Consider the following 12,674-nt stretch of genomic DNA (forward strand, 5'->3'; position numbering starts at 1 on the left):
CTCCTGTGCCCGAGAACGAAGCAGACGCCACCGCGACCGCGGCGCCCGACTCCTGGTTCGTCTACCGCGGCACCGGCGTGCCGCACTCGGACATCGACGAGCTGCTGCCCCCGCCGCCACCCTGGCGGGTCTTCTCCGAAGCACCCGGCGGCGGAGCCGACGACGACCTGCCCGCTACACCCGAGGATCACCGTGCGCGCACCTACCGCCCGGACCGCAACGTCGTGGAACTCGTCAACGCGGCCCTTTACCTGCGCCGCCCCATCCTGGTGACCGGCAAGCCCGGCGTAGGCAAGTCGACGCTGGCACGCAGCATCGCCTACGAGCTGGATCTCGGCCCGCTGCTGCATTGGCCCGTCAACAGCAGGAGCACGCTCGCGGAAGGGCTCTACCGCTACGACGCCATCGGGCGGCTGCAGGAGGCGAACCTCCGCGATGCGCCCGGCACCGCCGAGGACGACAGGACCGCCGACATCGGCCGCTACGTCCGCCTCGGCCCGCTGGGCACCGCTCTGCTGCCGCGTTCCAAACCGCGGGTCCTGCTCATCGACGAACTGGACAAGGGCGACCTCGATCTGCCCAACGACCTGCTGGACGTCTTCGAGGAGGGCAGCTACACCGTCCCCGAGCTGGCACGGCTACCCGACGAGCAGCACGAGGTCGAGGTGTTCACCGACGACCACGGCCCGCGCACCACGATCCGCCGGGGCCGTGTGTCCTGCGACGCGTTCCCCATCGTCGTGATCACCAACAACGGCGAGCGCCGGTTCCCTCCGGCGTTCCTGCGCCGGTGCGTCCGCGTGGACATCCAGCCCCACGACAACCGGGCGCTGGCCCAGATCGTGCGGACGCAACTCGGCGATGAGGCCGCGGCTGCCGCCGAGCCCGTCATCGAGCGGTTCATGGCCAAGCGCTCCCGCGACGACATCGCCACCGACCAACTGCTCAACGCCGTCTATTTCGCGATGTCGGGCGCTCTGGGCGAGGCGGGCGGGCAGGCGGCGGCCGAAGGGGCGGACGCGCACACGCGCGAGCGCCTTCTGGACGCGCTGCTGCGCGGCATCAACTCGATGGACCCGGCGTGATCGAGCACCTGGCCGCGCTGCTGGAGCGGGTCGACCCGCCCGCTACCGCCGAGGAGATCGCCGAGGCGGCTTGGCTGGCGCGCCACCTGCCCCCGGGCGCTCCGCTGGGACAGTCGGCGCCGGAGCGGCGGGCGAGCCCGCCCCCGGCCGGTGGCCCTGCGGCGCCCGCGGCCCCCCGGAGGACGGAGCGCCTGCCGCCCCCTCCGCCGCAGGTAGCGGACAAGGCCCAGGCCCACCTGCTCCCGGAGGAGGGCAAGGAGCGCTTCGGCGGCGGCGCCGTGCCCACCCGCCTGCCCTCGCCCTCGGCTCTGCCTCGGCAGTTGGAGCTGGCGCGGGCGCTGCGACCGCTGCGCCAGTACGCGCCGTCACCTGTGCGGCTGGCCGTCGACGAGGACGCCACAGCCGCGGCAAGCGCCGAACAAGGCTTCTGGTCGCCCCGGCTGGTGCCGGTTCCCGAGCGGATGCTGGACGTCGCGGTGGTCGTCGATACCGGCGGTTCCATGCCCGTCTGGCGCCGCACCGTCGCCGAGTTCGTTGCGCTGTTGAAGCGCCAAGGAGCGTTCCGCGACGTACGGGTGTGGCGGGTCGACACCTCGCCCCCCGCCGACCGCGCTCTGACGCTGACCGCGGAGGGCGACGACTCGCGCCGCTCGCCCGAGGAGCTGACCAGCGCCACCGGGCGGCGCCTGGTCGTGGTGCTCAGCGACTGCGTCGACCGCGCGTGGTCGGACGGGCGTATGGCCCGACTACTGGAGCTGTGGGGCCGGCACTGCCCGGTGGCGGTGGCCCACCTGCTGCCGCAGCGGCTCTGGTCCCGCTGCGCTCCGCGGATCGTGCCGGTGCGGCTGGAGGCACCCCGTGTCAACGCGCCCAACGCGCTGCTGCGGGTCGTACCCCGTGATGTGTCGGCCCAGCCGGCGCTCGCCGGCGTGGCGGTCCCCGTGGTGGAGATCGAAGAACGGTGGCTCTCGGTGTGGGCGCGGCTGATCGGCGATCCGGCACTACCGCCGCTGCCGGGCGCGGCCCTGTTCACCGGCGCCCCCGCCGCAAAGCGCCGACCGAAGCCGGAGCGCTTGTCGCCTCGGGAACGCGTGGGGGCGTTTCGTTCCGCCGCCTCCCCCACGGCCTTCAAGCTGGCCTGCTACCTGGCGGCTGCGCCGCTGAGCCTGCCGGTCATGCGCCTGGTGCAAGAGGCGATGCTGCCCGGGTCCACCGGCGCCCACCTGGCCGAGGTCATGCTCAGCGGCCTGGTGCGCGCCACCGCGGCGGGTGCGGCCGAGGCCGCGGCCGCGGCCTCGGGCGATCCGGCAGCGGTGTCCTACTCCTACGATCCGGAGGTCGCCGACACGCTCATCTCCTATCTACGGCGCGACGAGGCCTACCGGGTCTACCAACGGGCCTCGGACGCACTCGGCCGCCACGTCGGCAGCCCCGACGACTTCGCGGGCATGCTCGCGGTTCCGCCGGGGAATGCTGAAGCCAGGGCCGGCGAGGCTTTCGCAGCGGTGACGCTGCGCGTGCTGCGAGCGTTGGGCGGAGAATACGCGGCGATCGCCGAGCACCTCAGTGCCGACTTCTCCGCAGAAGCGTCCTTCCCCGTTCCGCCGACATCCGATCCGCACCGCGGGCCGACCGGCCCCGTCCCCGCAGAGCCGCCGAGGGCGGCGGCCGGTGGCCGGGCCGCGCACGATCCGCTCGACGACACGGCCCCTTCCCCCCATGAACATTCGGGAGCCCAGGTGGAGACCCCTACGGACCCCCGGCAATCCCCGCAGCCCGACGCCGCCGAGCGTGTGGGCCGCAGGCCGGTGATCATGAATCACGTCCCCAAGCCCAATCCGAACTTCACAGGACGCGAGGACCTGCTGCTGGACCTGCGCGGTCGCATCAGGAAGACCACTACGACCCTGGTCCCCTTCGCCCTGCACGGTATGGGCGGCGTCGGCAAGTCCCAGGCGGCCGTGGAGTTCGTCCACCGCTTCCGCGGGGACTACGACCTGATCTGGTGGATCGACGCCGAGCAGCCCGAGCAGGTGCGCGCGTCACTCGTCGAGTTGGCCGAGCGGCTGGGATTGAGCACCGTGGGCGGCACCGGCGAGACCGTGACGCGCGTGCTCGACACCCTGCGGCGCGGCGTCCCCTACACGGACTGGTTGCTGGTCTTCGACAACGCGGTCTACTCCCCCGACACGATGCAGTGCGTCCCCCATCCCACGGGGGACGTGCTGATCACCTCACGCGACCACGGCTGGAGCGGCATCTCCGACATCGTCGAGGTCGACGTGCTCAAGCGCGATGAGAGCAAGGAGTTGCTCACGCTCCATGCCGGACACGTCTCCGGCGCCGACGCCGACAAGATCGCCGAGCATCTGGGCGACCTGCCGCTGGCGCTGGAGCAGGCGGCCGCGTGGCTCGCCCAGACGGGGATGAGCGCCGCCGAGTACCTCGAACTGCTCAACGAGCGGCAGAGCGAGCTGCTGGCGACCGAGACGACCTCCGGGTACCAGGGGACGGTGCTCACCTCGCTTTCGGTCTCGATCGAGGAGGTTCGCCGCGTCGACCCCGGCGCCGCCGAACTGCTGATGCTGTGCGCCTACTTCAGCTCCGAACCCATCGCCCGCGGCATGCTGCTGCGCGGCGGGCGCGACCTGGACGACCCGGTGCTTTCGGAGATCCTCAGCGACCGGCTGCGCTTCAGCCGCACCGTTCGTACCTTGAACAGGTTCGCGCTGGCGACGATCCACCCGGACGAGGAGGCCCTGTCCATCCACCGCCTGGCCCGCACGCTCATGCGGGAGATGGGCACGCCCGAGGAGCGCAGCGCGCGCCGCCGCCACGCTCAGACCGTGCTGACCCGAGCCAACCCCGGAGATCCCGACGACCGCGACAACTGGTCGGCCATCGCGGAGATCGCCCGGCACGTGCGCGGCAGCGAACTGGTGGACAACCCGGCGCTGCCCGCACGCAAGACGGTGCTCGACGTCATCCGGTTGCGCTACGTGCGCGGCGACGCCGAGGCCAGCAAGCGGCTGGCGGAGTTCGTCGTCGACACCTGGCGCGACCAGCACGGCCCCGACGACCGCCATACCCTGATCGCCTGCTTCGGGCTGGCCAACGCGCTGCGCCAGCTCAACGACTACACCTGTATCGATCTCAACACCGACACCTTGGAGCGGATGCGGCGGGTACTGGGCGAGGACGACGAGCAGACACTGCTGGCCACCAACAGCCACGGCGCCGACCTGCGCCGGCAGAGCAAGCTCGACGAGGCTCTGGAGCTCGACGAGCGCAACCACCAGCGCCATGTGCGGGTCTTCGGCCGCGACCACCGGGCCACGCAGCGCGTCGCCAACAACCTGGCGCTGGACCTGCGCCTGCACGGGCGCTTCGAGGAGGCACGCGACCTCGACCGCGAAAGCCGCCGGATTCGCGCCGAGGTCTACGGGCCCACCCACGACCGGACCCTGTACTCCGCGAACCAGCTCTCCCGCGACCTGCGCGCCACCGGCGAGTACAGCGAGGCGCTGCGGGAGATCGAGGGCGTGATACCGACCTACGAGGCCACACTCGGCCCCGACCACCCTGACGTCGTCGATGCGCGCCTGGGACTCGCGTATTCGCTGCGGCGGATGGGCCGGATCGACGAGGCGCTGGCGCAAGCGGAGCGCTGCATCGCCGACTCCGCCGCAGAACCGCGGCTGCATTACGAGAGCGTTCTGGCCGGGCACTGGGTGATCGCCGACGCGCTGCGGATGCGCGGCGATCTCGCCCGGGCGTTCGAGCACAGTACGCAGGCGGTCCGCGCGGCCGAGGACCACTTCGGCCCCGACCACATCCTCACCACGATCTACCGCAACAACCACTCGATCCTGCTCACCCTCCGCGGTGAGCACGAGGAGTCGCTGCGCGTCAACACCAATGTCGCCGAACGCATCGAGGGGTGGCGCGGGCGCCGCCACACCTATTTCCTGGCGATCGAAGCGAATCTGGCCAGCGACCGCTACCACCTCGGCGACGTGCACGAGGCGCTGCGGATCTCCGACGAGAACGTGCGGGTGTCGGTCGACGTCCGCGGCGAAACGCATCCGCGCACCCAGTACTGCCGGTTCAACCACGCTCTGGACCTGCGTGCCGCCGGGTACGAGGAGCGGGCCGAGGCCGAGTACGACCACGCCTACCGCGAGCTGGTGCGCATGTTCGGTCCCGACCATCCCGAGGTCGCCGGCGTCGCGGCGGGCGAACGCCAGCAGTTCGACATCGAGCCGCCGATCATGTGAGGCCCGCTGCGGCCCGGTGCACGCCCGTCGGCGCGGGGTCGGGGCCGAGGTCGGGCAGCCACGTCAGGAGTTCGGCCGGGGCGGGGTCGGCACCGCCGCGGCGCAGCGCCGCGTACAGGGCCATGGCGACCTCGGGCCGTGCATGCGGAGCGGACCCGCACCCGGAAGGTGTCGAGGCGGCAGCGGCGAGGGCGAGTCCGGCCCAGGCCGAGTGGGGCTCGCAGTCGAGGGAGGCGCCGGCGATAACCGAGCTGTAGGCGCTCCGGGCCTCGTCGGCGCGTCCGGAGATCAGCGCGAGGTCGGCCGCGGTCGCCTCCGGCGCAGCCTCGGCGAGCGGAGTCCGTCCGGCGGCGGCCTCGGCGAAACGCGGGGGGTCGCGCAGCAGCAGAGCGCGCAGCTCCATGCGGGCGTCGATGCCCGGTGGCGCCTCGGCCGGACGGATCACGCAGCCTGCCGAGCGGGGCCCGGCGCGCTCGCCTCGGCGCCATGCGGCGGCGAGCTCCTCGACCGCCGTCGGGTCGGGCCGCAGATTGCGCAGCCGCCACAGCAGCGCGTGGTCGCACGCTGCGGCGCGGGCGGTGTGTGCGACCGGCTCGGGCACCCCGCCCTCCAGCTCCTCCAGGCGGGTGCGGATTCCGCCGACCAGGTCTTCGCCCACCGCGGTGAGCAGGCCGCTGTCAGCGGCGGTGGCGGCGGCGTTGACCGTTTGAGCTCGCCAGCGCGCGAACTCGAAGTGGGCGAAGTCGGCCGCCGGGCGGCCGGTGCTGCGGCTGCGGCGGACCTGCCAGAACTCGGCCACCGCCGCGTGGGCGTAGATGCCGTGCAGCAGGGCCGGCAGCGGCCGGGGGTCGGCCCGCCAGGGCGCGTAGTGGCGGGGCTGACCGGGGTCGGTGTAGAGCGCGGTGAGGTCCAGCAGCGCGTTGAGTTTGGCGTGCTGGAACTCGTGCAGCAGGCCGAGGGCCAACGCCGTGGTGTCGGAGGGCGGCGCCATCATCGTCGCGCCGAAGGAGTCGGCGGAGGTGGCGTTGCGTCCGCGGCCTGAGGAGGATGCGTCCAGGGGTACGAGCGCGCGCAGCCCGGCGGCGATGCCTTCGGCGTGGCGGGGATGGTCGCGCACGAGCAGTCGCCAGGCGCCGTCCAGCCCTTCCTGCCAGGTGCGGCGCCCCTGCTCGGCAAGACGGGAGGCGGCGCCGAGGCCGTGCGGGTCGCGGTAGGGGTCGAGGTCGTCGAGGAGGACGGACAAGCGCAGCTCGTCGGCGGTGCACTCCAGGCGCCTCACGGGCTCCCAGCCGGGCGCGGGCGCCCGGAGGTCGACCGGCAGTTCGACGGTCTCTCCCGAAGGGGACTCGACGGCGACGCACCCGTCCTCGCCCCGCAGCAGCGCGGTTTCACGCGCCTCTTGCCCTGCTTCCGGCTCGCCGACGCCCTGCACGCCGGTGACACGCGCTCGTCCCAGCCCGGGCAGTGCCGCAAAGCCGTGGCGTAGGGGCACCTCGACGGCGAAGTCGGCGCCTGCCGTGATCGCGGCCGCGGCCGCCACCGCCCCGATGTGGGCCACGTCCGCGTCGATCCCCGGCTCGGCCCCGGCCCCGCGCAGGCGGCGCAGCGTGTGCGCAGCCCACTCCCCCACCTGGGGCGACAGCAGGATCGCGGCCACAGTGTCGGGGGCCTCGCGCTGGACTCGGGCCAGCAGGTCGTAGCCGCGCTGCCAGTGCCCGGCCCGCCCGGTGTCGCGGGCCGCCTCCCCCACGGCGCGCAGGAGCACCAGGCGCTTGCTCAACTGACCGGCGCGCAGGCCGGCCACGGCTTCGGCACCGCCGTGGCCCCGAGCAAGCGCGGCGATCTGCTCGGCGGGCAGGGTGTGCCGGCGCAGCGGCCCGCTCGGGGCGCTCGGGGCGGCGGTGCCGCTCACCGCGTGCCCGCGCGCAACGCGTGCAGATCCGCGGAGAGGCGGGTGCGGATGCGGCGGATCAGCGCGGCGAGGTCGGGGCAGTAGACCGAGGGATTGGCGAAGCCGCTGCCCTCGCTATAGCGGTGCGGGTAGTAGCCGCCGCCGCACACTCGGTGCAGCGGGCACTCGCGGCACGTGTCCGACAGCGACTCCACGCCCAACTGGCGCGCCGCCACGTCCGGATGGCGCAACGCGGCGTCCAGGGCGGTGTCGCGGATGCTCAACCCGGTCTCGGTAGCGCCGGCGTATGCGGACTTGAGGGTATCCACCTGCTCCAGCGACCCGTCGGTGGTGATGACGACGAGCCGCACGGGGCTGAGCCCGAGCGTCTCGCTGCGCCCGGCTCCGCCCAGCAGCAGATGGCTGATCTCCTGGAACGTCCGGACGTTCGTGGGCGGCGGTGCGGCGGCGTACCAGCGGTCGAAGATCGCACCGAGCCAGTCGGCGTAGGGGGTACCCGGATCGCCGGGCGCGCGGCCGGGCGGCGGACTCGTCCAGTTCCCGTGGGGCAGGAGGAAGTCGATCGCCGGCGGGGCGAACTCCAGCAGCGCCTCGTAGACGCGCAGCGGATCGGAGTCCAGGTCGATCGTGCACAGCAGACCGCTGAACAGGTCCCGGGTGTCGGGTGCCGCCAGGCGGCGCAGTGCGCGGGCGACGTCGTCGTAGCTGCCGCGGCCTCCGGCGAAGCGGCGGTGCCGATCGTGGTCCTCGCGCCCGCCGTCGATGCTGACCCCGATGGAGATGCCGTGCGTTCGGGCGAGCCGCAGCATGCTGTCGTCGAGCAGCACGCCGTTGGTCTGCATCCGCAGGTTCAGGCGGGTCTCACCCAGTTCGGTACGCAGTCGCCGGGCGATGTGGTCGAGGGTGCCGGATCCGGCCAGCAGCGGCTCTCCGCCGTGCAGGACGACCGTGACCTCGTCGAGGCCGTGGCTCCGGGCGTGCTCGCCGATCCGGCGCGCGGCGAGGTCGGCGGTCCGGCGGGAGATGACGCGGGGTGCGCTGCGCCAACTCTGGTCGGCCATCTCGTACATGTAGCAGTAGGAGCAGGCCAGGTTGCACCGGCTGTGCACCTTGAGTACGAATTCCACGAACGGGGCGGGCTCCCAGCCCGCTGAGGCGCGCGCCCCGGCGTCCGGAGACTCGGGCGGTTCCTTCGCGACTGCGGGTAGAGCCATGGGGAAGAGGCATTCACAGGGTCGGACCGTCGGCGGCGGGCCGACCGGTCGTCAGCGGCGCGGGGTGCGAGGACGGGCCGACCGGCGCCCATGCAGGCGCAGCACGGCTGGGTCGCGGACGCGGACGCCCGCTAGATGACGGCTTCGAACCGGGCCACGGAGAGCGAAGGTGCGTCGGCCTCGGCGCATATGCGCTGCAGCGCCCGCGTCAGGGCACTGTCTTCAAGGCTGTCCAGCTCCGCGAGATCGACTCCACGCAGATCCAATAGCGCATGGCCGCATGAGTCGTCACCGGGCTCCGCTATGCTCGGCTCCACGCGTGCATCCTAGCGCTTCGAAAGCAGAGCACGCAGCATTTCCGGCACTGTGGTGCAGTGCCGGTCCGTGCCGATTTTCGGAAGCGGAAGCCGATGAATGACCGGCGTCCGCCGCAGGGCCACGATATCGCAGCTCGCCGCCGCGGAACGGTCCTGCTCGCAACTCCGCCGGCCGCGGTCGCTGCGCCCCTCCTCGCGCTCCGGCGCGAGGAGGGGCGCAGCGACCGTTCCTTCACGCCCGCTTCCAGTTCTTCAGGCTGTCGATGGCGACGGCGAGGACGATGACCGCGCCCTTGATGATCAGTTGGTAGAAGTAGGGCACGTTCATCAGCAACAGGCCATTGCTCAGCACGCCCATGATCATGGCGCCGATCAGCGTGCGCTGGACGCTGCCGATGCCGCCCATGAGGCTGGTGCCGCCGAGGACGACCGCGGCGATCGCGTCGAGTTCGTAGGTCTCGCCCGCCGTGGGCTGGCCCGACATCACGCGCGCGGAGAAGATGACGCCGGCCAGACCGGCGCAGGCGCCCGCGATGACGTAGACCCGCACCAGCGTCCACTTGACCTTGATGCCCGCGAGTCGGGCAGCTTCGGGGTTGCCGCCGATCGCATAGACCTGGGTGCCGAAGCGCGTGTGGCGCAGGACGAACCACAGCAGCGCGAACACCGCGAGCATCAGGACCACAGGCACGGGGACGCCCGCGAAGAACCCGCTGCCCATGAGGCGAAAGCCGAGGTCGTCGGCGATGAGCGGCTGGCCGTCGGTGAGCAGGTAGGCCGTGCCGCGCAGGTAGGTCAGCCCGCCGAGGGTGACGATGAACGCCGGCAGCGCCAGGTAGGCGATGAGGGCTCCGCTGAGCAGACCGAACGCGGCGCCGACCGCGATGCCGCCGAGCACGCACACGACTGAGGGCATACCCGAGGTCCACAGCAGCACCGACACGATGCCGCACACCGCAAGGTTGGAGCCCACGGACAGGTCGATGCCGCGGGTGAGGATGACCAGCGTCATCCCCGCGGCCAGGATCGCGTTGATCGAGGCCGCCCGCGCGACGTTGAAGACGTTGTCGAACGAGAGGAAGTTGGGCGCGAGTACCGCCATCAGCACGATCATCAGCACCAGCACGCCGAGGATGCCGTAGCGGTCCCACATCCTCGCGAACCGCGGCCGCCCCGCCCGCGGCGGGGCTATGGCGCCCGCATCGGCGGCTGATGCCGACTCGTCGGCACGACTCGTCTCGGTCATAGTGATCCTTGGTCCTTGGGAGGGTCGGTGGGGAACAGGGGGCGTGAGCGGACCCGCTGCTGCCGCCGGCTCGCGTCCCGGGGCCGGCGGGCAGCAGCTGGTCTACCGGCTCCCGGCGGCGACACCGGTGGCGTGCAGCATGACGGTCTCCTCGGTCGCCTCCTCGCGGGAGAGCTCGGCGGCGATCGACCCGTTGCGCATGACCAGTACCCGGTCGCTGACGCCCAGCAGCTCCGGCAGGTCGGAGGAGATGAGCAGGACGGCGACGCCGTCGCGGGCCAGCCGGTCGATGATCCGGTAGATCTCCTGCTTGGCGCCGATGTCGACGCCGCGGGTGGGCTCGTCCAGCAGCAGCACGCGCGGTGCGATGGCCAGCCACCGCCCCAGCACGACCTTCTGCTGGTTGCCTCCCGACAACTCCGCCACCCGCTGCAGCGCCGACGAGCAGCGCACCCGCAGCGCGTCGACCTGCGCGGCCACCCGCTGGGAGATGCGGCCGCTTCGCAGCACGCCGAAGTCGCTGACCTGGTCCAGTCCCAGGCCCGTCGTGACGACGTTGTCGCGGATGGACATCTCCAGGAACAGCGCCTGCTCCTTACGGCTCTCGGGCACGTAGCCGACGCCGTTCCTGATCGCGTCGATCGGGCTGCGGTGATCGACGGCCTGCCCGCCGATGCGCAGCCGCCCGGTCCTGATGCGCTCGGCACCGAAGATCAGCTGGGCCGCCTCCGTGCGCCCCGCACCGATGAGACCGCCCAGCCCGACGATCTCGCCGGCGCGCAGCGTCAGGTCGAGCGGTCCGATACCGGCGCCGTCACCGATCCCCTCGGCCTCCAGCATCGCCTCGCCCGGGGTGTGCGGCTCGTGGGCGTACAGGTCGGAGAGGTCGCGCCCGACCATACGGGTGACGATGTCCTGGGGCTCCAGCTCCGCACGCGGGGAGGTGCCCACCCAGTGGCCGTCGCGGAAGACGGTGATCCGGTCGGCGAGGCGGTACACCTCCTCCATGCGGTGGCTGATGTAGAGCAGGCCCATGCCCTGGTCGCGCATCTCCTCCACGAGCGAGAACAGGCGCTGGGCCTCGGTCTCCGACAGCGCCGCGGTGGGCTCGTCGAGGACCAGCACGCGGGCGTTCTGGGCCACGGCCCGCGCGATCTCGACGACCTGCTGCATGCCCACGCTGAGGGTGCCCAGGACCGCGTCGGGGTCGATACCGCCCCCGACGCGGTCCAGCTTGGCGACCGCATCGCGCTGGATCCGCTTGCGGTCCAGCGTCCCCACCCGCGTGCGGGGCTCGCGGCCCAGCGCGAGGTTCTGCGCCACGGTGAGGTTGGGCGCGAGGTTGAGCTCCTGGTGGATGACGGCGATACCCAGGTCGACCGCGTGCTGCGGCGTGGTGATGGACACCGGCCGCCCGTCGAGTTCCACGGTGCCCACATCGGGCGTGTGCACCCCGGCCAGCATTTTGATCAGGGTGGACTTGCCGGCGCCGTTCTCGCCCATCAGCGCGTGGATCTCGCCCGCGTGCAGCTCGAATTCGACGTCGGTGAGCGCCTGAACGCCGGGGAACGCCTTGCTGACCCCGCTCATGCGCAGCAGTGGCGGCGTGCTCACTCCCAGCCCTCGTATTCGTCGAGGTTGTCAGCGGTGATCAGCTCGGTGTCGACGAGCTGCTCGGTGTTCTCGACCTCCTCGCCCTTGTACAGCTTGGTGGCCATGTTCAGGCCCTCGACGCCGAGCTGCTTGGGGTCCTGCGCCGCGGTGGCCTCGAACATCGACCCGGAGTCGGCCAGTTCCTCCTCGGCGGCGGGCGAGCCGTCGACCCCCACGATCGCCAGGTCCTCGACACCGGTCTGCTCGGCGGCGAGTCCGGCGCCCAGCGCGGTGGGGTCGTTGACGGCGAAGATCCCGTCCACGTCGGAGTTGGCGGTGAGCATGTCGGTGGCGACGGTCAGGGCCTCCTCGCGGTTGTTGTCACCGTGCTGGTGGCCGGCCACCGTGATGTCGGGGTAGTCCTCCATGACCTTCTCGCAGCCCGTGACGCGGTCCTGGATGGAGGAGATGGGGGTGCCGTCGATGATGAGGATGCTGCCCTCGCCGCCGATGGACTCGAACAGGTGCTCGCAGGCGAGTCGGCCGGCCTGGACGTTGTCGGAGGTGATGAAGGCTTCGGCGTTCTTGGCGGTGACGTCGACGGCGACGACGGTGATCCCGGCGTCGACCGCGCGCTGCACGGCGGGGCCGATCCCTTCGGAGTCGACGGGGTTGATCAGCAGCACGTCGATCTGCTGCTGGATGAAGGCGTCGATCTGCTCGTTCTGCGCGCCGAGGTCCTGGCGGCCGTCCTCGGTGACGACCTCGGCGCCCATGTCCTCGGCGGCGTTCTCGACGCCGGCCTGCATGGCGGTGAAGAACGGGTTGCTCAGATCCTGGACCATAAGGCCGATCGTCTCGACCTCACCGCCGTTCTCGGCGCTTTCCACAGGGCTCTCCGAGCTGCAGCCGGACATCAGGAGCGTTCCGGCGGCCAACGCGGCGAGGACGGTCGTGGGCTTGGGGAGGCGGTACATCGGGCTCCTTCGCGGGTCGGGTGCACCGGAGTCGGGGTTCCGGCGCGGGGAGG

Annotated in this window: 8 protein-coding genes; 2 read left to right on the forward strand and 6 right to left on the reverse strand. The window is 72.0% G+C overall.

Annotated elements, in window-relative coordinates; genetic code table 11:
- Nucleotides 1-5 precede the first annotated feature (5 nt).
- Nucleotides 6-1,085, forward strand: a complete 1,080-nt coding sequence (locus LP52_RS13745) for an AAA family ATPase (RefSeq protein ID WP_052809818.1) — start codon at nt 6-8, stop codon at nt 1,083-1,085.
- Nucleotides 1,082-5,362, forward strand: a complete 4,281-nt coding sequence (fxsT, locus tag LP52_RS13750) for an FxSxx-COOH system tetratricopeptide repeat protein (protein WP_040273873.1) — start codon at nt 1,082-1,084, stop codon at nt 5,360-5,362. Before LP52_RS13745 ends, fxsT begins: the two co-directional genes overlap by 4 nt.
- Here fxsT and LP52_RS25785 read toward each other — a convergent pair.
- The 6 genes from LP52_RS25785 to LP52_RS13780 form a co-directional block, all read right to left on the reverse strand.
- Nucleotides 5,355-7,274: an HEXXH motif domain-containing protein gene (locus tag LP52_RS25785; protein ID WP_052809819.1), complete on the reverse strand. Its 1,920-nt coding sequence runs from the start codon at nt 7,272-7,274 to the stop codon at nt 5,355-5,357. The genes fxsT and LP52_RS25785 overlap by 8 nt on opposite strands.
- Nucleotides 7,271-8,488 (reverse strand): FxsB family cyclophane-forming radical SAM/SPASM peptide maturase, encoded by a 1,218-nt coding sequence (locus LP52_RS13760; protein ID WP_040273875.1) that lies wholly within the window; start codon nt 8,486-8,488, stop codon nt 7,271-7,273. Before LP52_RS13760 ends, LP52_RS25785 begins: the two co-directional genes overlap by 4 nt.
- Nucleotides 8,489-8,619: 131 nt before the next feature.
- On the reverse strand, nt 8,620-8,805 hold the full coding sequence (gene fxsA / locus LP52_RS13765) for an FxSxx-COOH cyclophane-containing RiPP peptide (protein WP_040273876.1): 186 nt from the start codon (nt 8,803-8,805) through the stop codon (nt 8,620-8,622).
- A 232-nt stretch (nt 8,806-9,037) separates the two neighbouring features.
- On the reverse strand, nt 9,038-10,051 hold the full coding sequence (locus tag LP52_RS13770; protein WP_084723173.1) for an ABC transporter permease: 1,014 nt from the start codon (nt 10,049-10,051) through the stop codon (nt 9,038-9,040).
- Between the two features lie 102 nt (nt 10,052-10,153).
- Nucleotides 10,154-11,665 (reverse strand): sugar ABC transporter ATP-binding protein, encoded by a 1,512-nt coding sequence (locus LP52_RS13775; RefSeq protein WP_202966111.1) that lies wholly within the window; start codon nt 11,663-11,665, stop codon nt 10,154-10,156.
- Entirely contained in the window at nt 11,662-12,621 is a 960-nt protein-coding gene (locus LP52_RS13780; RefSeq protein ID WP_040273877.1) for an ABC transporter substrate-binding protein, read from the reverse strand. Before LP52_RS13780 ends, LP52_RS13775 begins: the two co-directional genes overlap by 4 nt.
- Nucleotides 12,622-12,674: the final 53 nt, after the last annotated feature.

The organism is Streptomonospora alba (assembly GCF_000826685.1).
In the GTDB taxonomy this organism is placed as follows: Bacteria; Actinomycetota; Actinomycetes; order Streptosporangiales; family Streptosporangiaceae; genus Streptomonospora; species Streptomonospora alba.